The 26,929-nt window shown below is 71.6% G+C and carries 18 protein-coding genes; 15 read left to right on the top strand and 3 right to left on the bottom strand.

Annotated elements, in window-relative coordinates; all coding sequences use genetic code 11:
• Positions 1 to 116 precede the first annotated feature (116 nt).
• From LPA41_RS39395 to LPA41_RS39425, 7 genes are all read left to right on the top strand, one after another.
• On the top strand, positions 117 to 4,820 hold the full coding sequence (locus LPA41_RS39395) for a type I polyketide synthase (protein ID WP_229076603.1): 4,704 nt from the start codon (positions 117 to 119) through the stop codon (positions 4,818 to 4,820).
• 7 nt (positions 4,821 to 4,827) lie between these two features.
• Positions 4,828 to 7,077 carry an MMPL family transporter gene (locus LPA41_RS39400; RefSeq protein WP_229076604.1) on the top strand — a complete coding sequence of 750 codons (2,250 nt, stop codon included), beginning with the start codon at positions 4,828 to 4,830 and terminating at the stop codon, positions 7,075 to 7,077.
• Between the two features lie 110 nt (positions 7,078 to 7,187).
• Positions 7,188 to 7,673: a hypothetical protein gene (locus LPA41_RS39405; protein ID WP_229076605.1), complete on the top strand. Its 486-nt coding sequence runs from the start codon at positions 7,188 to 7,190 to the stop codon at positions 7,671 to 7,673.
• The gene (locus tag LPA41_RS39410; RefSeq protein ID WP_229076606.1) at positions 7,673 to 9,028 is read left to right on the top strand and encodes a hypothetical protein; all 1,356 of its coding nucleotides are present in this window, start codon (positions 7,673 to 7,675) and stop codon (positions 9,026 to 9,028) included. Before LPA41_RS39405 ends, LPA41_RS39410 begins: the two co-directional genes overlap by 1 nt.
• Positions 9,025 to 10,434 (top strand): VWA domain-containing protein, encoded by a 1,410-nt coding sequence (locus LPA41_RS39415; protein ID WP_229076607.1) that lies wholly within the window; start codon positions 9,025 to 9,027, stop codon positions 10,432 to 10,434. Before LPA41_RS39410 ends, LPA41_RS39415 begins: the two co-directional genes overlap by 4 nt.
• A gap of 16 nt (positions 10,435 to 10,450) precedes the next feature.
• Positions 10,451 to 11,563, top strand: coding sequence for an AAA family ATPase (locus LPA41_RS39420; protein ID WP_229076608.1), 1,113 nt, complete (start codon positions 10,451 to 10,453; stop codon positions 11,561 to 11,563).
• Positions 11,560 to 14,364, top strand: coding sequence for a DUF5682 family protein (locus LPA41_RS39425; RefSeq protein WP_229076609.1), 2,805 nt, complete (start codon positions 11,560 to 11,562; stop codon positions 14,362 to 14,364). The genes LPA41_RS39420 and LPA41_RS39425 overlap by 4 nt, the downstream gene beginning before the upstream one ends.
• A 200-nt stretch (positions 14,365 to 14,564) precedes the next feature.
• Here the strand turns inward: LPA41_RS39425 and LPA41_RS39435 are convergent, their stop codons facing one another.
• On the bottom strand, positions 14,565 to 16,538 hold the full coding sequence (locus tag LPA41_RS39435) for an endo-1,4-beta-xylanase (protein WP_304523823.1): 1,974 nt from the start codon (positions 16,536 to 16,538) through the stop codon (positions 14,565 to 14,567).
• A gap of 129 nt (positions 16,539 to 16,667) precedes the next feature.
• On the opposite strand from LPA41_RS39435, the gene LPA41_RS39440 reads away from it, so the two are divergent.
• From LPA41_RS39440 to LPA41_RS39465, 6 genes are all read left to right on the top strand, one after another.
• Entirely contained in the window at positions 16,668 to 16,844 is a 177-nt protein-coding gene (locus tag LPA41_RS39440) for a hypothetical protein (protein WP_229076610.1), read from the top strand.
• A gap of 362 nt (positions 16,845 to 17,206) precedes the next feature.
• Positions 17,207 to 17,932, top strand: a complete 726-nt coding sequence (locus tag LPA41_RS39445) for a S1C family serine protease (RefSeq protein WP_229076611.1) — start codon at positions 17,207 to 17,209, stop codon at positions 17,930 to 17,932.
• Positions 17,933 to 17,951: 19 nt separating this feature from the next.
• A complete protein-coding gene (locus LPA41_RS39450; protein ID WP_229076612.1) occupies positions 17,952 to 18,938 on the top strand; it encodes a MoxR family ATPase in 987 nt (328 codons plus the stop codon).
• A gap of 3 nt (positions 18,939 to 18,941) precedes the next feature.
• Entirely contained in the window at positions 18,942 to 19,820 is an 879-nt protein-coding gene (locus tag LPA41_RS39455; protein ID WP_229076613.1) for a DUF58 domain-containing protein, read from the top strand.
• Positions 19,817 to 20,773 carry a VWA domain-containing protein gene (locus tag LPA41_RS39460; protein WP_229076614.1) on the top strand — a complete coding sequence of 319 codons (957 nt, stop codon included), beginning with the start codon at positions 19,817 to 19,819 and terminating at the stop codon, positions 20,771 to 20,773. Before LPA41_RS39455 ends, LPA41_RS39460 begins: the two co-directional genes overlap by 4 nt.
• A complete protein-coding gene (locus tag LPA41_RS39465; protein WP_229076615.1) occupies positions 20,773 to 21,867 on the top strand; it encodes a VWA domain-containing protein in 1,095 nt (364 codons plus the stop codon). Before LPA41_RS39460 ends, LPA41_RS39465 begins: the two co-directional genes overlap by 1 nt.
• A 46-nt stretch (positions 21,868 to 21,913) precedes the next feature.
• Here LPA41_RS39465 and LPA41_RS39470 read toward each other — a convergent pair whose 3' ends face one another.
• Together LPA41_RS39470 and LPA41_RS39475 are read right to left on the bottom strand one after the other, a co-directional pair.
• Complete coding sequence (locus tag LPA41_RS39470) at positions 21,914 to 23,734, bottom strand: bifunctional sugar phosphate isomerase/epimerase/4-hydroxyphenylpyruvate dioxygenase family protein (protein WP_229076616.1); 1,821 nt, start codon at positions 23,732 to 23,734, stop codon at positions 21,914 to 21,916.
• On the bottom strand, positions 23,734 to 24,390 hold the full coding sequence (locus LPA41_RS39475) for a TetR/AcrR family transcriptional regulator (RefSeq protein ID WP_229076617.1): 657 nt from the start codon (positions 24,388 to 24,390) through the stop codon (positions 23,734 to 23,736). The genes LPA41_RS39470 and LPA41_RS39475 overlap by 1 nt, the downstream gene beginning before the upstream one ends.
• Positions 24,391 to 24,482: 92 nt before the next feature.
• Between LPA41_RS39475 and LPA41_RS39480 the strand changes: the two genes are divergently transcribed.
• Together LPA41_RS39480 and LPA41_RS39485 are read left to right on the top strand one after the other, a co-directional pair.
• Positions 24,483 to 25,301: a shikimate dehydrogenase gene (locus tag LPA41_RS39480; protein ID WP_229076618.1), complete on the top strand. Its 819-nt coding sequence runs from the start codon at positions 24,483 to 24,485 to the stop codon at positions 25,299 to 25,301.
• Between the two features lie 27 nt (positions 25,302 to 25,328).
• Entirely contained in the window at positions 25,329 to 26,714 is a 1,386-nt protein-coding gene (locus LPA41_RS39485) for an Nramp family divalent metal transporter (RefSeq protein WP_229076619.1), read from the top strand.
• The last annotated feature ends 215 nt before the right edge of the window (positions 26,715 to 26,929 follow it).

Below are 26,929 nucleotides of genomic sequence, written 5' to 3' on the forward strand. Positions count from 1 at the left end.
CTGCTCTGTAAGCGCACCGCCGACGGCTGTTCATCGGCGAGGACGGCGCTTTCCTGCCAGCTTTCCTGCCAGCTTTCCTGCCAGCTTTCCGGTCGGGCCGTCAAGGCACCGTAAGCATGGGGACAACAGTGGATATAGCGATCGTCGGCCTTTCCTGCCGTTTTCCGGGCGCTCGCGACGTCACCGAGTTCTGGTCGAACTCGTTGAACGCGGCTCATCAATTCAAACCGGTTCCGGCCGACCGATGGAATCACGAGACGTTCTTCTCCACCGATTTCCGGGAGAAGTACTCCACGTACACCGACCGGGTGGCGTTCCTCCAGGACGTGGAGCGGTTCGCCGCCCTGCACCACCGCATCCCGCCGCGCCGTGCGAAGGCGATGGACCCGCAGCACCGGCTCCTCGTCGACCTGGCCCGCGAGGCCGTGCAGGACGCCGGCTGGGAGCGTGGCGAGTTCGACCGTTCGCGGACCGGGGTGTTCGTGGGCCTCAGCTCGTCGGACTACCGGGAGATCGCCGGCGCCCGGGTCATCGCGACCATGCTGGCCGACGGCTCGCTCCCGGCCGGCGGGCACGACCCGGCGCTGATCGAGGCGGTGGCCGAGGCGGCCGCCGCGATCGAACCGGCGCAGTCGTTCTCGCTCGCCGGCAACCTGCTCAACATGGCGCCGTGCACGGTGTCCGAGTTGCTCGACCTGGGCGGTCCCGCGTTCGCCGTCGACGCGGCGTGCTCGTCGGCGATGGTCGCCCTGCACGAGGCGGTCAACCACCTGCGTACCGGTTCGTGCAGCACCGCGCTGGTCGGCGGGGTGTTCGTGAACATGACGCCGAACGCGCTGATCGGCTTCTCCCGGGTGGGCGCGCTCTCCGCGGCCGGGGTGTGCCGGCCGTTCGACACCCGCGCCGACGGTTTCGTGCTCGGTGAGGGCGGGGCGCTCGCGGTGCTGCGCCCGCTCGACGACGCGATCGCGGCCGGCGACCGGATCTACGCGGTGCTCAACGGTATCGGTACGGCGAACGACGGCCGCGGCGCCGGTCCGATGACGCCGAAGGCCGAGGGCCAGGAGGCCGCCATGCGGGCGGCGTATCACGACGCCGGTCTCGCGCCCGGCCGCATCGACTTCCTGGAGGCGCACGGCACCGGCACCGCGGTCGGCGACCGGGTCGAGGTCGAGGCGATCCGCCGGCTGCGCGCCGACGTGAAGGACGAGCGGCCCTGCTACCTCTCCTCCGGCAAGGCGATCATCGGGCACACGCTGCCGGCCGCCGGCGCCGCCGGGATCCTGCGTGCCGCGCTGGCGCTGCACCACAGCACGGTCCCGCCGCAGCCGGCCATCACCGAGAACCCGCAGTTGCCGCTGGCCGAGGCGGGCCTGTCGATCACGACCGAGCCGCGGGAGTGGCCGGAGGTCGGCGACGACCGGCGCCGCGCGGGCGTGAATTCGTTCGGGTTCGGCGGCACCAACGTGCACGCGGTGCTCAGCGAGGGTCCGGCACAGCCGGCCGAGGCCGAGGACCAGGGCGCCGACGGCCGCCCGTGGCTGGTGCTCGTCACCGCGGGCACGGTGGAGCTGCTTTCCGCGTACGCCCAGCGCCTCTCCACCATGGTCTCCACCGACCCGGCCCTGACCCCCGCCGCCGTGGCCCGCACCATGGCCACCCGCCGGCCGCTCCCGGCACGCCTGGCCGTGATGTGCCGGACGCGGGCGGAGCTCGCCGGCCGCCTCGCCCTCGCCGCGCAGGAGCTCGCCGCCGGCACGCTGGGCCGGCTCGGCCCCGGGCTGTACGCGGCGGACGCGCCCCTGGACGCCGACCGCCGCAGGCTCGCCTTCCTCTTCCCCGGTCAGGGTTCGCTGCGCCCGGGTGTGCTGCGTGACCTGGTCGAACGTTTCCCGGCCTTCGCGCGGCACGTCGGGCCGCTCGCCGAGACCGTCGACAAGCGCACCGGCACCGCGGTCTCCGACCTGCTCTGCGAGAACCCCGGCCCGGACGCGGAGGCGCAGGTCAGCGCCACCCGGATCTGCCAGCCGGGGCTCGGTGTCACCGGGATCAGCATGACCCAGCTGCTCGCCGACCTGGGCGTGACGCCGGACATCGCCCTCGGGCACAGTGTGGGCGAGCTGGTGGCCGCGGTGGCCGCCGGTGCGCTCAGCGCCGACGACGGCCTCGACTTCCTGATCGAGCGCGGCGCGGCGGTGACGGCCGGCGAGGAGCCTCCGCCGGGCACGATGGCGGCGGTACGGGCGGACGCGGCCACCTTCGAGAAGCTGCGCTCGGGCATCCGGGGCGTCTGGGCCGGCTGCTACAACCACCCGGCGCAGACCGTGGCCAGCGGTCACCGCGAAGCCGTCGAGCACCTGCTGGAGCGCTGCCGTGCCCGGGACGTCTCGGCGGTGGAGCTGCGGGTCTCGCACGCCTTCCACTCGCCGCTGCTGGCCGAGGTGGATTCCCGGGTCACCGCCTACGCGGCCGACCTGGCGGTGCGTACGCCCACCGTCCACCTGATCTCCAGCGTCGACCCGGAGGCGCCGGCCGAGCCGGATCAGTTGCGCGCGCTGTGGGGCCGGCAGACGTCGTCCCCGGTGCTGTTCCGCGACGCGATGGACACCGCCGTCGACGCCGGCGCCGCGATCCTGGTGCAGGTCTGCTCGGGCGACGCGTTGCTCGGGATGGCCGCGCAGATCCCGTCGGCGGCGGGCCTGGACCGGATCGCGCTGATGCCGGCCGAGCCGGACGGCGGGTACGCGCTGCTCGAAGGCCTGGGACGGCTCGCGGTCGCGGGCGTGCCGGTGGACCTGACGCCGCTGTTCGCGGATCTCGGCGTACCCCTGCTGACCCTGCCGCCGTTCTCGCCGGCCACCCAGCACTACTCGATCCGCCGTGCCGCGCAGGAGGGCGGTCCGCGCCGGGCCGCCCGCGCCGGCCGTCCCGCGACCGCCGCCGTGACCACGGCGCCGACCGCCGAGCTCGAGGTCCGTCTGCCGCAGCGTGCGGCGCCCCCGGCCGCACCGGTCGTCATGAGAAATGGAGATTCGACGCCAGTGAACGACGTCATCCTTTTGATGCGGGAGCAGCTCGCCGTCCTGCGGGGCATCGGCGCCGCTCCGGAGCTGTCCTTCGGCACGACCTCGGCGATCGAGGCGGCGCAGGCTGTCCCGGCACCGGTCCCGGTCGTGACCCCGGCGCCGGTCGCGGCGCCGGTACCGAAGGAGATCCCGAAACTCGTGCCGGTGCCGGCACAGAAGCCGGCGCCGGACGGTAGCGCTGAGATCGTGTCCGAGCTGGCGCTGATGATCGGTAAGATCAGCGCCTACCCGTCGGACCTGGTCCGGGCGAGCCAGTCGTTCAGCACCGACCTCGGCTTCGACTCGATCATGACGGCCGAGCTGGTCTCCTCGGTGAAGCGCCGCTGGCCGGACCTGGAGATCGACCCGGCCGAGGTGTTCGAGGTGAGCACGGTCGGCGAGCTCGCCGGAGTCCTGAACACCGCGCTCGGCGGCGGCACGCCCGCACCGGCGCCCGCGCACGCCGCCCCGGTGCCCGCGCACGCCGCCCCGGTCGTGCCGTCGTCGGAGCGGGCGCTCGTCGCACCGCCGCGCAAGGAGGTCGCCGACGTCGCGTACCTGCCCGAGGTCGTCGAGTTCCAGCGCCGCGGCGTGATGCTCGACCGGGTGCAGGTGACGAACCCGTACTTCCTGGTCCACGACGGCGTGATCGGCCGCGGCACCAAGGTCGGCGGCCGTCAGCTGATCTCCTTCTCCAGCTACAACTACCTCGGCCTCTCCGGGCACCCGATGGTGGCGTACGCGGTGAAGGAGGCCGTCGAACGGTACGGCTCCTCGGTCTCCGCCGCCCGGATCCTCTCCGGCAACCGGGCCCTGCACGACGAGCTCGACCGGGGCCTGGCCGAGCTCGTCGGCGCCGAGGACGCGATCACCCTGATCGGCGGGCACGCCACAAACGTCAGCGTGATCGGCCACCTGGTCGGCCCCGAGGATCTGATCGTGCACGACGCCCTCGCGCACGACAGCATCCTGCAGGGCTGCCGGCTCTCCGGCGCCAGCCGCCAGCCGTTCGCCCACCAGGACTACGCCGCCCTGGACGCGCTGCTGGAGCAGACCCGGGACCGGTACCGCCGGGTGCTGATCGTGGTCGAGGGCGTCTACAGCATGGACGGCGACATCTGCGGCCTGCCGAAGTTGATCGCGCTGAAGAAGAAGCACGGCGCGCTGCTCATGGTCGACGAGGCGCACAGCATCGGCGTGCTCGGCGCCCGCGGCGGTGGCGTCGGCGAGCACTTCGGCGTCGACCGGGCCGACGTGGACGTCTGGATGGGCACCCTCTCCAAGTCCCTGGCCAGCTGCGGCGGGTACGTCGCCGGCCGGCACGAGCTGATCGAGTGGTTCCGGTACACGCTGCCCGGCTACATCTTCAGCGCGGGAATGAGCCCGGCGAACGCGGCCGCGGCGCTCGCCGCCCTGCACATCCTCCGCGAGGAGCCGCAGCGGCTGGCCGCCCTGCACAACAACGCGGCCACCTTCCTGCGGCTGGCCCGGCAGGCCGGTGTCGACACCGGCCCGAGCGAGGGCACGCCCGTCGTCCCGGCCATCACCGGCGACTCGATCAAGGCGCTGCGGCTCTCCGACATGCTGCTCAAGAACGGGGTGAGCGCCAACCCGATCCTCTACCCGGCGGTGAAGGAGAAGCTGGCGCGGCTGCGGTTCTTCGTGACGGCGGAACACACCACCGACGACATCGAGAACACCGTCGACCTGCTGGCCCGTCACCTCGACCCGGCGACCGTGCCGCAACCCGCGTGAGCCCGGCATGACATCGACGACCCCTCGGCCGGCCACCACCGGCCGGCGCACCGCGACCACCGGCCCGGTTCCCGGGCCGGTGGTGCGGCTCGTCACCCGCCGCCCCAAGTCGGTCCTGTTCACCGCGCTGCTGCTCGCGGTGGTCGCGATCGCGTTCAGCGGTGACCTGATCGGCGCGCTCAAGACCGGCGGGTTCGACGACCCGCGCTCCGAGTCGGTGCGCGGCCGGGAACTGCTCGCCGAGCACTTCCGGGCGGCCGACCCGAACCTGGTCGTGCTGGTCGCCAAGCCGGGCGGCAGCGTGGACGACGAGGACGTCCGGGCGGTCGCCGGCCAGGTCACCGGCGTCCTGGGGAGCACCGGCGGCGTGACCGTGGTCGGCTCGTACTGGAGCGGCCGGGCACCGCAGCTCGCGGGCGCGCGGCGGGACAGCGGTCTCATCCTGGCCCGGGTGGACGGTGACGAGGACGCCAGCGCCGACCGGGTGGCGGACCTGCACGACGAACTGGCCGGCGAACGTGGCGCGGTGGAGGTCTCGTTCGGCGGCCTCACCCAGGTCAACAACGACATCAACGAGCAGGTGACCACCGACCTGGCCCGCGCCGAGGCGATCGCCATTCCGATCACTCTGGTGCTGTTGCTGCTGGTCTTCGGCACGGTCTGGGCGGCCGGGGCGCCCCTGCTGATCGGCATCTTCTCGATCCTCACCACGCTCGGCACACTGCGGCTGCTGGCGGTCTTCACCGACGTGTCGGTCTTCGCCGTCAACATGGCGACGGCGCTGGGCCTCGGCCTGGCCGTCGACTACAGCCTGCTGTTCGTCTCCCGGTACCGCGAGCAGCGGCTGCGCGACCCGGACCGGGTCACTGCCTTGAACGCGACGATGCGTACGGCCGGATCCACCGTCGTCTTCAGCGCGGCCACCGTGGCGGTCGCGCTGTGCAGCCTGCTCGTCTTCCCGCAGTACTTCCTCCGCTCGTTCGCGTACGCCGGGATCGCCGTCGTGATCGCCACCGTCTGCGCCGCGCTGATGGTGCTGCCGGCGCTGCTGATGCTCCTCGGCGACCGGATCGACAAGTGGCCGGTGCTGCCCCGGCGGCCGTCCGCGGGCGGGCACGCGCCGTTCTGGGGCCGGGTCGCCGCGCAGGTGATGCGCCGGCCGTTCCTGACCGCGGTGCCGGTGATCCTGGTGCTGCTGGCGCTCGCCCTGCCGTTCACCCACATCAAGTTCGGCATCGCCGACGACCGGGTGCTGCCGAAGGACGCGGAGAGCCGGGTCGTCGCGGACGCGATGCGTACCGGTTTCGCGGGCACCGGCAGCGGCGCCACCGTCGTCGTCACGGACGGCTGGGGCACCGGGACCAACGGCATCGCGCGGGCCGCCGTCTACGCCGCCCGGCTCTCCCGGGTCGAGGGCGTGGCCCGGGTGGACAGCATGGCCGGGGCGTTCGTCGACGGCGCCGCGGTCCCGGGGGCCCTGAGCGTGCACCCGCGCACGTTCGCCTCGGGACGCATGGCCACCTATTTCGCGGTGCTGAGCGACGTGGAGCCGTACTCCGCCAAGGGAGCCGAACTGGCCCGCGCTGTCCGGGCGGTGCCGGTGCCGGCGGAGGTCCCGGTCAGGGTCACCGGGCCGGCCGCGCAGCTCGTCGACATCACCGGCTCGATCGGCGGGCGGCTGCCGCACGCGCTCGTCCTGATCGCCTGCACCACGTTCGCGCTGCTGTTCCTGCTCACCGGCAGTGTGCTGCTGCCGATCAAGGCGCTGTTCTTCAACCTGCTGACGATGAGCTCGGTCTTCGGCGTCGCCGTCTGGATCTTCCAGGACGGGCATTTCGAAGAGGTGCTCGGGCACACCGCGACACCACTGACCGTGGCGATACCCGTCCTGCTGTTCTGCGTGGCGTTCGGGCTCTCGATGGACTACGAGGTCTTCGTGCTGTCCCGGATCATCGAACGGCACCGGCAGGGCGCGGACCTGCGTACCGCCGTGGTGGAGGGCCTGTCCCGCAGTGGCCGGGTGATCAGCGCGGCGGCCGCGATCCTGTCCGTGTCGTTCCTGGCCATGCTGGTGTCCGGGGTGTCGTTCATCCAGTTCTTCGGCCTCTGCGCGGCGCTGGCGATCATCCTGGACGCGCTGCTGGTGCGGCCGGTGCTGGTGCCGGCGTTCATGCGGCTGCTGGGCCGGTGGAACTGGTGGGCGCCGCGGCCGCTGCGCGCGCTGCACGACCGGTTGGGGCTGCGCGAGCACAGCTGAGTCGTCGCACGCCGTCGCCGGTCGGTCCGATCCCCGGGCCGGCCGGCTCGGTCTGTCCGCCGTACCCCGCGATGTGTTTTTGTCGGACCCCTCCGATAGAACTACCGCCCATGAGCATCCCCTACGAGCGCAGCAGTGCGGCGCCCGTCATCGAGCCCGTGCGACAGCGGAAACTGGCGAAGGTGCCCTTCCTCGAGCTCGCCGAGGGCCGGTTGCAGGGCGTCGTGTCGAGCGGTTCCGACGTCTCCCGGGTCTACGTCTCCTCGATCACCGCCGGTGACCACGGCCTGAGCTGCAACACCAACAACAACCGCCCGTGCGGTGGCCTGGGCGGGTCCTACCCGTGCAACCACCTGCGCCTGCTGCTCGCCGAGGCGACGGTGCAGTACGGTCCGGACCGCGTCGCCCGCTACCTGCGGATCGAGGTGGCCGAGGGCGCCGACCTGATCACCGGGTTGCACCCGGCCGTCGCGCCGAACCGGGCGGCCGAGGTGTTCAGCAGCTTCCTGCGGCACCTGTCCTACCTGGAGCTGACGCCGACCACCGACCCACTGCCGGAGTTGCAGTGGTTCCCGGCCTCGGGGGCGGTGCGCTGATGCTCGCCGACACCCTGCGCGCCCAGCCGGCCGGTCTCACCGAGGCGCTCGCCCTGGTCGACGGCCTCGACGACGCCCTCGTCCACGGGCTGGCCCGGCTCGACGAGGCACGCGCGGCCGCGCTCACCGGCCTGGCCGGCGCGTTCGCCGGCTCGCCGCTCGCCGATCGGGTCGCCGTGTCGATCGACAAGATCATCGTCGGCGCGGTGACGGACGAGCACCTGGCCGTCCTGGCCGGCGCCCGCTCGGCGCTGCTCGGCGCCGCGCACGACGCGCTGCTCGACACGGTCGGGCGCAAACGCTCCGACCACCCGCCGTCGGCGTCGCCGGGAGCGGCGGTGAACGCCACCGGGGGCAGCCGGTCCTGGCTGCGCGAGCTGGCCATCGCCGGGTGGCACGGCGTCGACCACGAGCTGGCCGCGGCCGGTTCGCAGACCGTGCAGGCGCTGCTCGCCGACCCGGCGGCCCGCCGCCTCGCGGTCCTGCTCGACGGGTTCGCCGCCGAGCTGCGTGCCGCCGCGCCGGTCGCCACGCTGGAGCGGATCCCGGTCCGCCGCTGGGCCGACCTCTGGTCCCGCGCCCTGCTGCTCTCGCAGGACGATTTCCCCACCGAGGTGAGTGAGCCGGTCGACGGGCGGTTCCTGCTGCTCGGCGTCGATCTGCACGAGCACCCCACGGTTTTCCGGGCCCAGGCGCACGGTCTGCTCGAGACCGCCGGGGGAGAGGTCCGGCTGGTGCGGACCTCGGTGGCGGCACCGAAGGTCGAGACCATCACCGGCCCGTCCGCCTGGCGGATGCTCGCCGCCTTCCCGATCTTCCGGGCCGCGCTCGCCGAGCACCGCTCGGTGGAGGTCGCCGGCCTGCTCCTGACCACCGCCGGCGACCTGCTCTGGGACGAGTCCCGGGTCACCGCGGGCGAGCCGGCCGACCCGTTCGCGACCGCCCGGGTCCGGCTCGACGCCGCGACCGCGTCCGGTGCCGCGCCGCTCGACCGGCACCCCGCCGCGATCGCCGAGCCGGTGCTGCTGGAGGGCTATACGGCCGGCCCGGACGGCCTGGACCTGGGCGGCGTCACCGTCGCGCTCGACCTGGACCGGCTGCCCGCGGCAGGTCCGCTCACCCCGGCCCTGGTCACCGCCTCCACCGCCTGCCTCGGCCTGCTCCGCTGGGACGCCGGCCGCTGGGCGGTGCAGCCGCTCGCCGTGCAGGCGACGGTGAAACGCAAGGCGGTCGCGGTGCACACCGGTGACTGGGCGCTCGGCCCCACCGAGGCGAAGGCCGCGAAGGCGGAGGCGACCGCCGGCACGGCCGTCGACGTGCTGCGTGAGCGCGCGGGAAGGCTGCTGCGCAAATGACGACCGCGGAGAACAGGCGGCAGGTCCTCTACTGGCGGCTGCTGGCCCGGCTCTTCGACCCGGAGGAGCAGGCCACGCTGGAGTCCGGGAGCATGGCGATCGTCGGCGACCTCGACCTGCCGGCCGCGCTGCTCGACCCGGCCGTCTCGGTGGACACGGTGGTGCAGCGCTTCCCGCATCTGGAGGCGGAGTTCGAGGGTCTGCTCAGCGGCGCCGACGGTGCCGGGCAGGACGCGGTGCGCCGCGCGGCCCTGGTGTCGAAACTGCTGCTCAACGTCTTCGGGACCGGCTCGGGCAACGTCACCGCCGGGCAACTCGCCCGCTGGCAGACCGACGCCGGGTGGTTCGAGCGGGCGCTCGGCTGCCGGCCCGGCGCGCTGCGCGGCCGTGCGGCGGCTGCCGGTGCCGGTGCGCCAGGTGCCGCGGCCGCCGGTGCCGGTGGCGGCGCCGGCGCTGCCGGTGACGACCCCGGTGGCACGACCGCGGGGACGGCGCCCGGCACCGGGTTCGACGTGAACCTCGGGCCCGCCCTCGCCGCGATCGAGGCCGACCTGGTCAGCCGGATGCACCTGCGCGAGGTGCTGGCCGACCCGCGGCTCGCCAAGCAGCTCACCCCGAGCATGTCGCTGATCGAGCAGTTGCTGCGCGACAAGGACAACCTGGACGGTGTCGCGCTGGCGAACGCGAAGGCGCTGATCCGGCGCTTCGTCGACGAGGTCGCCGAGGTGCTGCGGACCCAGGTGGCCCAGGCCAGCACCGGCACGATCGACCGGTCCGTCCCGCCGAAACGGGTCTACCGGAACCTCGACATCGATCGCACGATCTGGAAGAACCTGCCCAACTGGGACCCGGCCGAGGAGCGGCTCTACGTCGACCGGCTCTACTACCGGCAGACCGCGAAACGGATCACCCCGGCCCGGCTGATCGTGGTGGTCGACCAGTCCGGCTCGATGGTCGACGCGATGGTCAACTGCACGATCCTCGCCTCGATCTTCGCGGGACTGCCGAAGGTCGACGTGCACCTCATCGCGTACGACACCCGTGCGCTCGACCTCACGCCGTGGGTGCACGACCCGTTCGAGGTGCTGCTGCGCACCCAGCTCGGCGGTGGCACCGACGGCACCGTCGCGCTCGACCTGGCCCGCCCCAAGATCGCCGACCCGCGCAACACCGTGGTCGTCTGGATCTCGGACTTCTACGAGTGGAAGGAGCAGGCCGTCTTCGACGGGATGGCCGCCATCCACCGGTCCGGCGCCCGCCTCATCCCCGTCGGGTCGGTGAGCAGCGGTGGCCAGCAGAGCGTCAACCCGTGGTTCCGCCAGCGGTTCAAGGACCAGGGCACGCCGGTGCTCTCCGGCCGCATCAAGAAGCTCGTCGCCGAGCTCAAGAACTTCCTCGCCTTCTGACCAAGGAGATACCCCCATGAGTGACATGCTGCGCGCCCCCGCCGAGACCAAGTACGCCGAGGAGCTGGACTGGCTCGAGTCCATCGACGACGGCCCGAAGCCGTTCTCCTGGCGGCTCAGCCCCAAGATGGTGCGCCTGTTCATCCTCGGCTCGGAGCGCGCCGACGGCCTGGACCGCGAGGTCAGCCAGAAGTGGTTCGGCGACCGCAGCTTCGTCGAGCGGTCCATCGTCACCCTCGCCTCGGACCGCGGCCTGCTGCTGATCGGCGACCCCGGCACCGGCAAGAGCTGGCTCGCCGAGCTGCTGGCCGCCGCGATCAGCCGCAACTCGACCCTCGTGGTGCAGGGCACCGCGGGCACCACCGAGGACCACATCAAGTACTCGTGGAACGTCTCCATGGTCATCGCCAAGGGCCAGTCCCGGGCGTCGATGATCCCGTCGCCGATCATGACGGCGATGGAGGGCGGTGTGATCGGCCGCTTCGAGGAGCTGACCCGGTCCACCAGCGACGTGCAGGACGCGCTGATCTCAATCCTCTCCGAGAAGTACGTCTCGATCCCCGAGCTGGACACCGACAACATCGTCTTCGCCAAGCCGGGCTTCTCGATCATCGCCACCGCGAACAGCCGGGACCGGGGCGTCAACGACCTCTCGTCCGCCCTCAAGCGCCGGTTCAACTTCGTCCGCATCCCGGTCGTCACCAACAAGAAGAGCGAGGCGGAGATCGTCCGGTTCCGGACCGAGGAACTGCTGCGCCGGCACGACATCGAGCTGGAGGTCCCGCCGACCCTGCTCGACGTGCTGCTGCAGAGCTTCGCCGACCTGCGGGCCGCGGCCGGGTCCGCGACCAGCGACGAGGAGCGGCTGGAGTCGGCGCTCTCCACTGCCGAGCAGATCGGTGTCCTGGAGGACGCGATCCTGCACAGCAACTTCTTCGGCGCCTCGGCGCTGACCGCCGAGGCGCTTGCCGGTTCCCTGGTCGGTTCGCTGGCCCGGCGCAGCCCGGAAGACCTGGCGATCCTCAACAAGTACTGGCACGGCGTGGTCGAGCCGCGCAGCCGGGAGCACGGCGGTGAGTGGGGTGGCTTCCTCGAGGGCGGCCGCCAGGCGATCGCGACCCTCTCGTGAGCGGTCCCTTCGACGCGCTGCGCGAGCAGCTGCTGGGCGCGGCCGAGTCGCTGGCCGGCGGCCCGGACGCGCTGCCGGAGATCCTCGCCGGGATGGTCGACGACGTCGACCACGCGCTGCGCGAGCCACTGGAGATCTTCCCGGTCTGCCACCACTCGCCGGCCTCGGCGCTCGCCATGGCCCGGCGCCTGCGGCAGAAACAGCCGAAGGTCATCTACCTGGAGCTCTGCGAGGACCTCACGCCGCTGCTCACCGAACTGCGCAACTGCCGCCTGCCGGTGGCGTTGCAGGCCTTCGCCTCCGAGGTGGACGGCTTCCCGAAGGAGTCGGCACCGCTCAGCGTGATCGCGCCGATCACCGAGGCCTCCGCGGAATACCAGGCCATCGCGTACGCGCTGGAGACGCCCGGCGTCGAACTGGTACTCGTCGACCGGTCCACCGACCACGTCTTCCAGTGGCAGCCCGCGGCCGGACCGCACGTCGGCGAGGAACCCGAGGAGGACCTGCACGGCGACGCGGTTGGCGTGGAGATCGGTGACCTGCGGCCGCGTTTCGCCGAGCTGGAGGAGCACCTGCTGCACCACGGCCGGGTCCGGCACTGGTCCGAGTGGTGGGAGCAGTACGTGGAGCAGCCCCTCGCGGGGGCCGACCACGAGACGTACCGGCAGGTCATGGTCATGATCGGCAGCCTGTTCCGCCGGCTCGCGCCGCACGACACCCGGCGGCTGGCGACCGACGAGGACCGCGAGCGCTACATGTGGACCCGGATCCGGGAACACCTCGCGGCCAGCGGCGCCGACCGGGCCGACTGCCTCTACATCTGTGGCGCCTTCCACGCGGCGAGCCGGGTCGCCGAGGCCGGCTCCGCACCGGGCACCCCCGACTTCGAGATCACCGGGCGGACCGCCACGCAGTGGCTCTACGGGCTCATCCCGTCCAGCCACTCCGCGATCGAGGCACAGTTCGGCCTGGCGCCGGGTTCCGTCTCGATTGCGGCCGCCACCTGGCAGAAATCGCTGCTGCGGACGGGGGTGAAGCCGTTCGCCCTGGCCGGGCAGAAGAGCGGCCGGAAGAAGAAGGCACCGGCCCCCACGCCGGCGATCGGCACCGGGGCCGTCACCGACCAGCTCAGCGGCTACCTCGCCGGGCCGCCGGCACTCGACGGGCTCGACGAGGAGGAACTGCGCGGCTGGTGCGTCGACATCGTCCGGCTGGCACGGCGCAACGGTTACCTCGCGAGCACGGCCGACGCCATCGCGGTCTTCGAGACGTCGGTCCTGCTGGCCGGGATGCGCGGGCGGCGGCGGCCGACGCCGTACGACTTCCAGGACGCGGCGATCACCTGCATCGAGAAGGAGGTCGTGCCCGGCCGGCGCGACGTGCGCCGGCTCTGCGAGATCCTGCTCGGCGGCGACCGGATCGGGCAGGTCGGGTACGACGCGCTGCCCCCGCTGGCGCGGGACGTCTACGACCGGCTCGAACCGCTCGGGCTGAACCTCACCCAGCGGACGATCCAGCGCGCCCTGCTCGACCTCGCCGCCCGGCCCGAGCTGGTCGCCTGTTCCCGGCTGCTCTGGATGCTGCGCTACCTGCTGCCCGACCACGCGGTCCGCCCGATCATGGGCTCCCGCCGGCTCGGTGAGAAGCCCATTCAGGAGAGCTGGGACCTCGACCTCGGGCGCCATCAGCGCACCATCATCGAGCTGGGCTACGAGGGCGTCACCGTCGAGCAGGTGCTGGAGCAGCGGCTGCGCAGGTCCGCCTGGGAGCCGAAGGCCACCGCCGCGACCGCGCTCAAAGCCGTCGAGGACTCCCTGCTCTTCCTGAACAGCCCACGCCTCACCGAGGAACTCGGCGCGCGGGCCGTGGAGTTGCTCGCCGCCGAGCGCACGGTCGACGAGGCACCGGCCGTGTTGCGCCGCATCCGCCGGCTGATGGCCCACTACCGGGCCACCGAACCGGCGCTGCCGGCGTGGTGCGAACGGTTCGTCACCGAGGGGTACGCGCACTACTGCACCCTGCTGCCCACCGCGTTCGTCGACGACGAGACCGGCGTCCGGCAGGTCGGTGCGATGCTCGGCTTCCTGTTCAGCATGGAGAGCCTGGCCCTCTCGCTGGGCTGTGACCGGACCCAGCTGGAGATCGCGGTCCGCCAGTCCCACCCGGAGCCGCCGGCCAAGCTGGCCCTGCTCTGGGCGGCCCGGCACCAGCTCGGTGACCTGCCCCTGTCCGACCTCCGGGCGCGCGTCGACGACCTCCTCGGCAACCCGCTTGTCGTCCCGGCCGTCCCGCAGTACGTCTCCGGCTTCGTCCAGGCCCTCGAACCGGTGCCGCGGCTCGCCCCGTTCGTCGTCGAGATCCTGTCCAAGGCGTTCGGCAGTCTCCCCGACCCGGTCCTGCTCCCGTGGCTCCCGTCGCTGATCATGACCCTCCGGACGCAGGCCGCCGAACTGGTTCCGGTGCTGACCAAGGAGGCCGGCCGCACCTTCCCCGGCACCCTGGCCGGCATCGACTCGTGGACACCACCGTGGGAGTCCCGCCCGGCACCGTCGGCCGGCCCGGCCGTTCGTGCGGTCCGGCCGGGCGGCGGTCCGGCGGCGGCGCTGCTCGCCGCCCACCCGCAGGCGGCGGACGCGGCGGCGGTGCTCCTCGGCTGCCCGGGGGAGTGGACCCACCCGGCGGACCCGTCCGACGAGGGGGCGGCCGCCGCCGACGGCGGCGGTGCGGCGGTGCGGGCGTTGCTCACGGCCTACCCGGAGACGACCGGCGTCGTCGCCGGGCTGGTGGGCGCGGTGGTCTGACCGACGGCCGGAGCGGGGCCGGGTGGAACTCCGGCGGCGGGACAGGGGGCTGCTCCCCGCCCCGCCGCCGGACAACCCTGCCGCGCCGCCGGACAACCCTGCCGCGCCGCCGGACAACCCTGCCGCGCCGCCGGACAACCCTGCCGCGCCGCCGGACAAGCCCGGCGGCGCGGCTTTACGGGCGCGGCACCGTCGCGGGATCAGAGCGGGGTGCAGGCGGCGCCGTTCAGGGTGAATGCGGACGGTGCCGGGTTGCTGCCGGTCCAGCTGCCGAGGAAGCCGAAGGAGGCCGACGCGCCCGGCGCCAGGGTGCCGTTCCAGGAGGTGTTGGTGACGGTCACGGCGGGGCCGCTCTGGGTGAGCGCACCGTTCCAGAGTTGTGCGATCCGCTGGTCACCGGCGTACTGCCAGGTCAGCGCCCAGCCGCTGACCGTCGCCGCCCCGGTGTTGGTGACCTTGACGTCGCCCTGGAAGCCGCCCGGCCAGCTGCCGGTCACCCGGTAGGCGACCGCGCACGCGCCCGGCCCACCGGACGCCGACGGCGAGGTGGACGGTGAGGCCGACGACGGGATGGACGGTGAGGACGACGGCGAGACGGACGGTGACGGTGAGGTGATCCGGGACGGGTCGACCACGCCCCAGTACGCCGGCTTGGCCTGCAGGCGCGTGTCGAAAAGCAGTGGTGCGTCCTTGCGCGTGACCGGGAACGTGTCCAGCCACGTGTTGTCGTCGGCCAGGCCCCACAGTGTCACCGACGTGATCTCGGCGGCGTACCGCTGGAAGAGCGCGAACATGTCCCGGTAGACGTACGCCTGCCGCAGCAACCGGTCGGCGGGCGGGGTCGGGAAGCTTTCGCCCTCGCTCGTGTAGATGCTGACGTCCATCTCGGTGACCTGCTGTTCGACACCGAGCGGCATGAACCGGCGGATCATCGCCTCGGTCTCGGCGACGCTGGGCCAGCTGACGTTGATGTGCATCTGGTGCCCGACGCCGTCGACCGGCACGCCTTCGGAGCGCAGCTGAGCGACCAGGTCGTACAGCTTGTCGCGCTTGGCCGGGATGTTGGTGTTGTAGTCGTTGATGAACAGCTTGGCGTCCGGCAGCACCTCGCGGGCTACCCGGAAAGCCGTCCGGATGTAGTCGAGCCCGGTCACGGCGTACCAGGTGCTGCGCCGCATCCCGTCCGCCTGGTTCTCGTCGATCACCTCGTTGACCACGTCCCAGACCGCGATGTCGTCGCCGTAGTGGCCGGCGACGTTGCGGATGTGGTTCTCCAGGCGGGACAGCAGCAGTTCCTTGTCCTCGGGTGTCGCCGTCATCGGCTGCCCGTCGGCGCCGGTGAACACCCAGGCCGGGGTCTGGTTGTGCCACACCAGGGTGTGCCCGCGCACGGCGCGGCCGTTCGCCTTGGCCCAGGCGATCAGCGGATCGGCCTGCGCGTACGTGAACGTGTTCTCGCTCGGTTCGGTGGCGTCCCACTTCAGCGCGTTGCCCGGCGTCACCGAGTCGAAGTGCCGTTCCAGCAGGTCCCCGTGCGTGGTGACGGTCTCCGCGCCGGTGATGGCGGCGCCGACCGGGAACGAGGTGACGGCGTCCCGGACCGCCGGGATGTCGGTCTGGATCGGCAGCGACGGCACGTAGCTGACGGTGACGTCGTCGATGTGGAACGCACCGGTGCCGGCCGCCGTCTCCACGTAGATCCGGAGCAGGTCGACGTCGGTGGCGAGCGTGTACCGCCCGGTCAGCTCGACCCAGCCGCCCGCGTTGACAGCGGTGTTGCCGACCACCTGGTCGTAGGAGGCGACCTCGCCGGTGCGACGTTCCACGCTGAGCCGGGCGTTGTCGGTGCCGCTCACGGTCCGCACCCACGCGGAGATCGTGTAGGCGGTGCCTTTCTCGAGGACACCGAGCACGTCGAGCGACGGACCCTGCCAGCTGGCCGTCCGGCCGGTGATCTCGAGACTGCCGGTGCCGCCGTGCGCGACGGCGGTGCTGTGTGCGACCGTCTCGGCGGCGCGCCCGGCCCAGCCCTGGGCGGTCCCGTCCTCGAAGTCACTGGTGAGCACGGTGATCGGGACGGGTTCGTCGGCGGCGTCGGCGGCGGAGACGGTGACTGCGGCGAGTGGGGCCGCGACCAGGAGCGTGGCCGCGGCCAGCCGCGCGAGTGCGCGCATCTGCGTGGTCCTTCACGGGAGGGGGTACGCGTGAAGCGAAGTGACGCTCATCGTTACATGGGAGCGCTCCCATGACAATGTGGTGACGAGAGCATGTCCGCCGGCTCTCATTTCGCGGAGGAGGATGCGATGAAACCGATCGACAGCGACGAGCGGTTCCCGGATGCCGACGATCACCGGGATCCGAGATGGATCACCAATGCTGTACGAGTGGTGGAAGTGCCGAGCTTTTTGTGGCATATGGAGGAATTTGCGTTCGGGAAACCATTAGAAAGCTCATGGCAAATTCTTAGGAATCGCTTCTAGGGTCGAGAAATGCAGACTGTGGCGGTCGTGCCGTGATGACGGTGCTCCGCCCGGAGGGGGACCCTGGAGAGGATCCGCCCCCGGCGGGCACAGCGCGGGCTCGGACGTGGACAGGGCGCTTCCGGACCGGGACAGATGAGGTGCCCGCGCAGCCGGACAGGGCGTCGGCGGGGACCGGCCCGGCGCACTCGGGGATCAGGTGGACCGCGTCGCGGCAGGCTTCGGCGGGGCCGGATCGGCCGGACGCGGATCGGGCTGAGACGGATCCGGTGGAGACGGATCGGAAAGAGCGCTCGAAGCCCCGGTGGAACACTCCCGCGCGGCGACGCAGGGCGCTCATCGGTGCGGTCGCCCTCTGGGCCGTGGCGATCAGCGCGTTCGTGCTCGTCCGCGATCAGGACGAGACCGGGCCGCCGGCCGCCGTCGCCCCCGCGGCGTCGCCCTCGGCTTCGGACGCGCCGCTCACCGTGGCCCAGGTGCATCAGGCGCTCACCCCGTCCGTGGTGCTCATCCGGACGGCCGGCCGGGACGCGCAGGACCGTGCGGAGGCCGGTTCCGGCACCGGTGTGATCGCGAACGCGGACGGCACGGTTCTCACCGCGCTGCACGTGGTGGACGGCGCCGAGACGATCGAGGTGACCTATGCCGACGGGACCAAGGCGACGGCCACGATCGCCAGTCGCGACCCCGCGCAGGACATCGCCACGATCACCCCGCAGAAGCTGCCGGAAACCCTGGTCCCGGCCGTTCTCGGCGGCGGGGCCGCGATCGGCGACGACGTGGTGGCGATCGGCAATCCGCTCGGTCTCACCTGGAGCACCAGCAGCGGTGTGGTCTCCGGGCTGGACCGCAAGCTCGACCGCGACGACGCGGCGGACATCGCCGGCCTGATCCAGTTCGACGCGGCGGTCAACCCCGGCAACTCCGGCGGACCGCTGATCAACGACCGCGGGCAGGTGGTCGGCATCGTCGTGGCGCTGGCCAACCCGACCGGCGCGGGCACCTTCATCGGCATCGGGTTCGCGGTGCCGATCGGCGCCGCGCTCGGCGGCGGTGGCGACGGCAACGGGCAAGCACCGCCTCTCTGAGACATCGAAGGACGGATACATGAGCTGGACCGACGCACCGGCGGTCACCGCCGGCCCGATCGAGAAGGTCCTCTACGAGGTCAAGAAGACCATCGTGGGTCAGGACATCCTGCTCGAGCGGCTGATCGTGGCGCTGCTCGCCCGCGGGCACATCCTGGTCGAGGGCGTTCCGGGCCTGGCCAAGACCCTCGCCGTGAAGTCGCTCGCCGAGGCCATCGGCGGCGACTTCCACCGGGTCCAGTTCACCCCCGACCTGGTGCCGGCGGACATCGTCGGCACCCGGATCTATCACCAGCCGACCGGCGAGTTCCAGGTGCAGCTCGGTCCGGTCTTCACCAACCTGCTGCTCGCCGACGAGATCAACCGGGCACCGGCCAAGGTGCAGAGCGCGCTGCTCGAGACGATGCAGGAACGCCAGGTCACGATCGGCCGGGAGACGCACAAGCTGCCGGACCCGTTCCTGGTGATGGCGACCCAGAACCCGATCGAGAGCGAGGGCGTCTACCCCCTCCCGGAGGCGCAGGTCGACCGCTTCATGATGAAGGTGGTGGTCGGTTACCCGACGCCGACCGAGGAGTTCGTGGTGGTCGAGCGGGCCCTTGCCCCGGCCGCCGTGATCCAGAAGATCATCGACCCGGCGACGCTCGTCACGCTCCAGCTCCAGGCCGACCGGGTCTATGTGGACCCGTCGCTCATCGACTTCGCGGTGCAGCTGGCACACGCGACCCGTGACCCGGCCCGGGTGGGTCTCACCGATCTGGCGCGCTACGTGACGTTCGGCGCCAGCCCGCGCTCGTCGATCAGCCTGGTGCTCGCGGCCCGTGCGCTGGCCTACATCCGCGGCCGGGAGTACGTGGTGCCCGAGGACCTCAGCGACCTTGCCCTCGACGTGCTGCGGCACCGCCTCGTGCTGTCCTACGAGGCGCTCTCCGACGAGGTCACCGCGGACCTGATCATCTCGAAGATCCTGGCGAACCTGACGATCCCCGAACCGCGCGGCCGCTGACCGATGATCACCGCCTCCGACCGTCTGCTGCGGCGACTCGAGTGGAAACTCGGGCGCCGTCTCGACGGGCGCCTGCAGGGCGCGTACCGCACGGTGTGGCACGGCACCGGGCTCGACTTCACCGACCTGCGGGCGTACTCGGCGGAGGACGACGTCCGGCACATCGACTGGAACGTCACGGCACGGCTGGACGAACCGCACATCCGGCAGTACACCGAGGATCGCGAGATGACGGCCTGGTTCGTGGTGGACCGGTCGGCGTCCATGCGGTTCGGTGGACACGACGGGAAGGCGTCGGTCGCCACCGGCCTGGCGGTCGGCCTGGCCCGGCTCGTGGCGCAGGGCGGGAACCGGGTCGGTGCGATCCTCTTCGACAACCGGACGCGACAGGTGCTCCCGCCACGGGGCGGCCGGGATCAGATCCTGCGCATCGCGCGCGAGCTCACCCGTACACCCGCCGCAGGCTCGCCCGGCTCGACCACCGACCTGAGCGAGATGCTCCGCCTGGCCGCCACCACCACCTCGCAGCGCCGCAGCCTGATCTTCGTGATGTCCGATTTCATCGGCGACCCCGGCTGGGAACGGCCCCTTGCCATGCTCACCCACCGTCACGAGGTGGTGGTCATCCGGGTGGTCGACCCGGCCGAGCTGGAGCTGCCCGACCTCGGCCTGGTGCTGGTCGAGGACGCCGAGACCGGTGAGCAGATCCTGGTCGACACCAGTGACCCGCTGCTGCGCGGCCGGCTCGCCGAGCAGGTCGGCGTCCGCGAGGAGGCGCTCGCCGCGGCGATGCGTACGGCCGGGGTGCGCCCGCACCGGGTGACCACCGACCAGGACCTGCTCGCCGTGCTGATCGACATGGTCAGGCGGTCCGGCCGATGAGCTTCCTGCATCCGATGCTGCTGATCCTCGCCGTGCTGGTGACCGGTGCTGCCGTCTACGGCTACGTGAGGCTGCAACGCCGCCGGTCCGCCGCACTGACCGCGGCCGGGTTCGGCGCGATGGTCGGCGGGGGAGTGCGCCGCCACCTGCCGTACGCGTTGCTGCTCGCCGCCCTGCCGATCCTGCTCGTCGGCCTGGCCCGCCCGCAGGCCGAGGTCTCGGTGCCCCGGGCCGCCGGCACCGTGCTGCTCGCCTTCGACATCTCCAACAGCATGTCCGCCGCCGACGTGTCCCCGACCCGGCTCGCCGCCGCGCAGACCGCCGCCACCGGATTCGTCGAGGAACAGCCGGACACTGTGGACGTCGGCGTGCTCGTCTTCGGCGACCAGGCGTTGCTCACCCAGGCGCCCACCGGCGACCATGCCGCCGCGGTCGCCGCCATCCAGCGGGTCAAGGCGAGCGGTGGCACCTCGCTCGGGCAGGCGATCCTGGTCGCGCTCGGCACGATCACCGGCAAACCGGTGAGCCTGCCGCTGCCGGAGGGCACCGACCTGGGCTACTGGCCGTCCGCGACGATCGTGGTCTTCTCCGACGGCGAGGAGACGGGCGGGCCGGACGTGCAGGCCGCCGCCGAACTCGCGGCCGCCGCCGGTGTGCGCATCCAGACCGTGGGCGTCGGCACGGCACGGGGCGCCACCGTCGAGGTCGACGGCTTCCAGCTCGGCACCCAGCTCGACGAGTCGCTGCTCACCGCGGTCGCGCAGGTCACCGGCGGGACGTACCACCCGGCCGGTGACGCGACCACGCTCGCCGACACCACCAAGTCGATCGACCTGCGGCTGACCAGCAAGAAGGAGCCGCTGGAGCTGACCGCGCCGTTCGCCGCGGCGGCTCTGCTGCTGCTGACACTCGGCGGTCTGCTCGGCACCCGCTGGCACGGAAGGATCGTCTGATGTCGCTGAGCTGGCCGTGGGCGCTGCTCGCGCTCCTCGTCGTGCCGTTGCTGCTCGCCGTCCGCTGGTGGCTGAACCGGCGGCGCAAACGCTCCGCGATCACCGTCTCCAGCGTCGCGCTGATCCGCGCCGCCGTGCCCGGCCGCACCGCGTGGCGCCGGCGGATCCCCGTCTACCTCTTCCTGGCCGGGCTGCTCGCCCTGGCCGGTGCGGTGGCCCGGCCGCAGGCCTCGGTCGCGGTGCCCGCCAACAACACCACGATCCTGCTGGCGATCGACGTCTCCGGTTCGATGTGCAACACCGACATCGCCCCGAACCGGCTCGCGGTCGCCGTCGACGCGGCCCGCGGCTTCATCGAGGAACAGGAGGGCGACACCAGGATCGGCCTGGTCGCCTTCTCCGGGATCGCCGGCCTGCTCGTCGCGCCGACCACCGACAAGCAGCCCCTCCTCGACGCGATCGACACCTTGAAGACCGCCCGCGGCACCGCCATCGGGCAGGCCATCCTGGCTTCCGTCGACGCCATCTCCGAGATCAACCCGGATGTCGCGGCCACCGGCGTCGACCTCGGTGACACCGCACCCGCCGGGCCCGGCACCGATTACGAGGCGGACACCATCGTGGTGCTCACCGACGGCTCCAACACGACGGGCGTCGACCCGGTGACCGCCGCCGAGGAAGCCGCCGCCCGGCGACTGCGCGTCTACACGATCGGCTTCGGCACCACCGAGCCGCAACAGCTCGTCTGCACCGCCGACCAGGTCACCGGCGACTCCCCGTTCGGCGGCCGGCAGTTCAACGGCGGCTCCAACGGCGGTGGCTTCAACGGCGGCGGATTCGGTGGCCGCGGCGCCCGCGAGATCGACGAAGAGGCGCTGACCCAGGTCGCCGACCTCACCGGCGGCCGCTACTTCAAGGCCGAGGACGCCGAACAGCTCACCGACGTCCTCGCCGACCTGCCCAGCGAGTTCGGCCTGACCAAGCAGAACGTCGAGATCTCGGTCTGGTTCCTCCTGGCCGGCCTGCTGCTCACCGCCAGTGGCGCGGGACTCTCCCTCTGGTGGAACCGAGGCCCGGCCCCGCGCCGCCCCTGAGCCGGCTGCACCCCTGAGCTGGCCCCGCCCCTGAGCCGGCCCCGCCTCAGGACCCGGTCAGACGGCGGTGGCGCTGCGCGGCCATTCGCACGGGAGCGTTGGCCTCGCCGAAACGGTCGTACGCGGCACGGCGCTCAACGATCTCGAAGAAGACGCGGCCACCGAGGACGGCCGTGTAGAGGTGCAGGAGCGAGCCGCCGGAACTGTCCCGGTCGTACAGGATGCCGTGCTGTTCCAAGGCCTGCACGAACTCGTCGTCCAGGCCGAACCGTGCCGCCAGATCGGCGTAGTAGTTGGCCGGCACCGGCAGGCGCGGCAGTGTCAGCGACGCCGCGGTGGCGAAGATGTCGCCGGTCGTGAACGCCACGTGCTGCGGGTCGGCGACCGCCGGGGCCCAGTCGCCGCGGCGGAGCAGGGCAACCGTGAGGGCGAGGCGGACGGTGCGGCCGGGGTTCGTCAGGGCCCGGGAGCGCATCAGGCCGAACGGCGCCGCGTACTCCTGGGTGGACAGGTGATCGAGGCCGAGCACGGAGTGGTAGAAGAGGCCGGCCTCGTCGAAGTGGTCGAACGGCTGGGCGAGCCCTAGATGATCAACAGCCTGGAGCCCGGCACCGGCGGCCCCGGCACCGGTCCCGGCGGGGGGTACGGCGCCGGTCGGCAGGAAGTCGTTGCGCCAGTGATCGCCCGGATCGGTGACGAAGATGCTGGTGCCGTCCGGTGCGGTGATCGCGGCCAGTTCCGCCTCGCCGGGCTCGCGGACGTTGGGGTGCGCCGGCGCCAGCAGGGCCTCGGCGCGCCGCAGCGACCGGGACGGGTCCGCGGAGGCCACGGCGAACGCGGTGATCGCAGCGGCCTGCGGGCGGGCGACGGCGCTGTTCAGCACGATCCGGCAGTCGCGTTGCTCCCACAGTTCGACGGGCTTGGTGCGGTGCTGGCCGGTGTGCGCGAAGCCGAGACCGCGCAGGGCGGCGCGCAGTTCGGGACCGGAGTGCGCGTCGACGGCGAACTCGGTGAACGACACCCCGGCCAGTTCGGGGGTGTCGGGCAGGCGCCGACCGGCCGGGAGCGCGTGTTCCAGCGTGATCAGGGAGCGCATCGCGTCGACGGCGGTGCGGCTCGGGTCGGACTGCCGGAACACGTCGTTGAAGACTTCGAGCGAGAGCGGCCCGTCATATCCCGCGGCCAGCGCCAGCCGGGTGAAGCCGGGCAGGTCGAACGCGCCCTGGCCGGGGAAGAGCCGATGGTGCCGGCTCCACTGCAGGACGTCCATGCGCAGGTGGGGTGCGTCCGCCAGTTGTACGAAGAAGATCTTGCCGGGGGTGATGTCGGCGATGCCGGCCGGGTCGACCTCGCGGGAGAGCACGTGGAACGAGTCGAGGCAGAGCCCGACCGCCGGATGCCCGGCCCGCCGCACGATCCGCCAGGAGTGGTCCCAGGTGGACACGTGCCGGCCCCAGGCGAGCGCCTCGTAGGCGACGCGCATCCCGTTGTCGCGCGCCAGGTCGCCGAGGGCGGACAGCTGGGCCGCCGCCAGATCGTCGTCGTCGATCGCCGCCGGATGCACCGACGAGCAGACCAGCATGGTGTCGACGCCGAGCGCGGCCATCACGTCGAACTTGCGCTGCGCCCGTTCCAGGTTCGCTTTGAGCAGGTCCTCCGGCACGGCTTCGAAGTCACGGAACGGCTGGTAGAGCTCGATCGTCAACCCCAGGTCGGCGCACCGGGACCGGACTTCGGCGGGCGACCACGGCGACACCACGAGATCGTTCTCGAAGATCTCGATGCCGTCGAACCCGGCCGCCGCGGCTGCGGTGATCTTGTCGTCCAGGGTTCCGGAAACGCAGACGGTCGCGATCGAACGGCGCATCAAACCTCCTGTAGATAGCCGGTCACGAGGTCGCCGAGCATGGTCCGGTAGAACGTGCGCCGCGCCGGGTCGAGCAGATCCCGGTCGAAGAGCGCGCCGAACGTGTGCCGGTTGGCGACCCGGAAGAAACAGAACGAACTGATGAGCATGTGTACGTCCAGCGCGTCCACCCCGTCGCGGAAGACGCCGTCGCGCCGGCCGCGATCGAGCACGCCGTGCAGCAGATCCACGGCGGAGCTGTTCAGGTCGACGAGCCGGGCGACGTGGTTCATGTGCTTGGCGTGCTGGGCGTTCTCCACCCCGACCAGTTTGATGAAGGCGGGGTGCGCCTCGTGGTGGTCGAAGGTGACCTCGGCGAGCCGGCGCAGAGCCGCGACCGGGTCGAGGTGCTCGACGTCGACGGCCTGCTCGGCGGCGCGGATCTCCGCATACGCCCGTTCCAGCACCGCCAGGTAGAGCTGCTCCTTGCCGCCGAAGTAGTAGTAGATCATCCGCTTGGTGGTGCGGGTCCGGTTGGCGATCTCGTCGACCCGGGCGCCGCTGTAGCCCCGCTCGGCGAACTCCTCGGTGGCCACGTCGAGCAGTTCGGCCCGGGTGCGCTCGGCATCCCGGCGGCGAGGCTGCGCGTCCACCGACATCGATTTCTCCTGCGTCATGGGGGCAAGTCTGCCCGGGGACTTGACAGTGGTGCCCATCACACCCGATAACTAACGTACCAGTTAGTACATTGACGGCCCAGGGGCGTGACATGGCGAATTGCCGATGCGGGTTGATCGGATCGGGGATCGGCGCGTCGCTGTCACCCGCGCTGCACGAGGACGAAGGCCGCCAGCAGGGCTTCGACCTCACGTACACGTTGTTCGACGTGGACACCCTCGGCCGCACCCTCGACGACGCCGAACGCGCCGGCTTCGCCGGGGTCAACATCACCCACCCCTTCAAACAGCAGGTGCTCGGACTCCTCGACGACCTGTCACCCCAGGCCCGGGCCATCGGCGCGGTCAACACCGTGGTCTTCGCCGAAGGCAGACGGTACGGGCACAACACCGACGCGTACGGGTTCGCCGAGTCCTTCCGCGCCGGCCTGCCGGATGCCGCCACCGGGCATGTCGTGCAGCTCGGAGCGGGCGGTGCGGGGGCGGCCGTCGCCCACGCGCTCGTCGGCCTCGGCGTGAAACAACTGTCGATCATCGATCCCGACGCGACGAGAAGCCATGAGCTGTCGTCCGCCGTGGGGCAGGAACCGCGGAAGCCACTCGAACTGCCGGCCCTGCTCGAAACCGCCGACGGCCTGGTCAACGCCAGCCCGATCGGCATGCACCACCACCCCGGAATCCCGCTGCCCGCAGACCTGCTCCACCGCGGACTGTGGGTCGCCGACATCGTCTACATGCCGGTCGAGACGGAGCTGCTGCGAGCCGCCCGTGCCGCCGGTCTGCGGACCCTCGGCGGGACGGCGATGTGCGCCTACCAGGCCGCCGCCGCGTTCCAGCTGTTCACCGGAATCGCCCCCGATATCGCGCGGATGCTGCGTCACCTCGACGTCCTGCTTCGCGAACGCCGCTGACGCGCGACCGTCCCCCTGGAGCGTCACATGCTCACCGACACGACAACCCGGGAACTCCCGGAACCCCTGAGTCTTCGCCGCATGGTCGGCCCCGGCATCGTTGCCGTGGGCATCGGCATGGCAGCCGGCGAAATCATCCTGTGGCCGTACCTCACCGCCATCGGCGGCTTCGGCCTGCTCTGGCTCGCCTTCACCACGCTGGCCGTGCAGTTCGTCATCAACATGGAGATCGAGCGGTACACCCTGGCCACCGGCCAGACCGCGCTGATGGGCTTCTCCCGCTGGTGGAAGGGCTGGGGCATCATCATCTGCCTGGCCGGCGCCTTCCAGTACGTCTGGCCGGGCTGGGCCACGAGCGGCTCGACAGTCCTGACCTACCTGTTCGACGGCGGTGACCCGGTCTGGATCACGGTGATCGGCCTGGTGCTCGTCGGCATCCTGCTCAGCCTGTCCAAAGTGATCTACAAGACGGTCGAGCGCGTCGAGTTCGTGAAAGTCGGCCTGACCCTGTTCTTCCTCGCCGTCGTGGTCGTCTTCGTGATCTCCCTGAGCACCTGGGGCGAAGGCGCGAAGGCCACCGTGACCGAATTCGGGCAAATACCGGACGGCATCACGTTCACCCTCATCCTCAGCGCCATCGGAGCCGCCGGCGCCGGCGGCGTCCACAACCTGGTCCTCTCCAACTGGATCCGCGACAAGCGGTACGGCATGGGCGCGCACGTGCCCCGGCTCATCTCACCCATCACCGGGCAGGAAGAGGCCGCCGGCACCGACCGGTACGAGTTCCCCCTCGACGAGACGTCGCTGAACCGCTGGCAGGTCTGGTGGAAGCGGGCCAACGCCGAACACCTGGTCACGTTCGTGGCGGTCTGCTTCGTGACGATCAGCATCATGAGCATGCTCGCGTACGAGACGCTCTTCGGCCGCGACGACCTCAAATCCGACCCGTCGTTCCTGCGCATCCAAGGCGACATCTTCTCCGCCGAAGTCGGCGACTGGCTGCGCCTGCTCTTCCTCGCCATCGCGGCCGTCTCCCTCTGGGCCGCGGCGATGGGCCTGCTCGACATCATCGGCCGGCTCGCATCAGACTTCCTGCGCCGCACCTACCTGACCCACTCGGCCCGCTGGACCGAACCCCGCCTCTACCTGACCGTCGTCTGGGCCGAAATCGTCCTCGGCTCCATCATCCTGCTCGCCGGCTTCTCACAGCCCCTCGGCCTGCTGATCGTCTCCACCTGCGCGGCGTCCCTGGTCACTTTGCTCTACTCGATTCTGCTGATCCGCCTCAACACCCGGGATCTGCCCGGCCCCATCCGCCTGCGGGGGTGGCGGCTCGGCGGGATGGTGGTCGCGATCGGTTTCTACGGCTTCTTCGCGGTCGCGATGGTAGTCACCCAGCTGCAGAAGCTGTAGTTGGGATTGGCTGACTGAGCTGGCTGGCTGCGCTTCGCTCCGCGGCGATTGCTGAGCTGGCTGGCTGCGCTTCGCTCCGCGGCGATTGCTGAGCTGGCTGGCTGCGCTTCGCTCCGCGGCGATTGCTGAGCTGGCTGGCTGCGCTTCGCTCCGCGGCGATTGCTGAGCTGGCTGGCTGCGCTTCGCTCCGCGGCGATTGCTGAGCTGGCTGGCTG

The organism is Actinoplanes sp. DH11, from assembly GCF_020873875.1.
GTDB lineage: Bacteria > Actinomycetota > Actinomycetes > Mycobacteriales > Micromonosporaceae > Actinoplanes.

Bases quoted from the DNA above. Each gene is read 5' to 3' on its own strand.
- LPA41_RS39395 (WP_229076603.1), top strand. From the start codon at position 117: ATGGGGACAACAGTGGATATAGCGATCGTCGGCCTTTCCTGCCGTTTT.
- LPA41_RS39400 (WP_229076604.1), top strand. From the start codon at position 4,828: ATGACATCGACGACCCCTCGGCCGGCCACCACCGGCCGGCGCACCGCG.
- LPA41_RS39405 (WP_229076605.1), top strand. From the start codon at position 7,188: ATGAGCATCCCCTACGAGCGCAGCAGTGCGGCGCCCGTCATCGAGCCC.
- LPA41_RS39410 (WP_229076606.1), top strand. From the start codon at position 7,673: ATGCTCGCCGACACCCTGCGCGCCCAGCCGGCCGGTCTCACCGAGGCG.
- LPA41_RS39415 (WP_229076607.1), top strand. From the start codon at position 9,025: ATGACGACCGCGGAGAACAGGCGGCAGGTCCTCTACTGGCGGCTGCTG.
- LPA41_RS39420 (WP_229076608.1), top strand. From the start codon at position 10,451: ATGAGTGACATGCTGCGCGCCCCCGCCGAGACCAAGTACGCCGAGGAG.
- LPA41_RS39435 (WP_304523823.1), bottom strand. From the start codon at position 16,538: ATGCGCGCACTCGCGCGGCTGGCCGCGGCCACGCTCCTGGTCGCGGCC.
- LPA41_RS39440 (WP_229076610.1), top strand. From the start codon at position 16,668: ATGAAACCGATCGACAGCGACGAGCGGTTCCCGGATGCCGACGATCAC.
- LPA41_RS39450 (WP_229076612.1), top strand. From the start codon at position 17,952: ATGAGCTGGACCGACGCACCGGCGGTCACCGCCGGCCCGATCGAGAAG.
- LPA41_RS39455 (WP_229076613.1), top strand. From the start codon at position 18,942: ATGATCACCGCCTCCGACCGTCTGCTGCGGCGACTCGAGTGGAAACTC.
- LPA41_RS39460 (WP_229076614.1), top strand. From the start codon at position 19,817: ATGAGCTTCCTGCATCCGATGCTGCTGATCCTCGCCGTGCTGGTGACC.
- LPA41_RS39465 (WP_229076615.1), top strand. From the start codon at position 20,773: ATGTCGCTGAGCTGGCCGTGGGCGCTGCTCGCGCTCCTCGTCGTGCCG.
- LPA41_RS39470 (WP_229076616.1), bottom strand. From the start codon at position 23,734: ATGCGCCGTTCGATCGCGACCGTCTGCGTTTCCGGAACCCTGGACGAC.
- LPA41_RS39475 (WP_229076617.1), bottom strand. From the start codon at position 24,390: ATGACGCAGGAGAAATCGATGTCGGTGGACGCGCAGCCTCGCCGCCGG.
- LPA41_RS39480 (WP_229076618.1), top strand. From the start codon at position 24,483: ATGGCGAATTGCCGATGCGGGTTGATCGGATCGGGGATCGGCGCGTCG.
- LPA41_RS39485 (WP_229076619.1), top strand. From the start codon at position 25,329: ATGCTCACCGACACGACAACCCGGGAACTCCCGGAACCCCTGAGTCTT.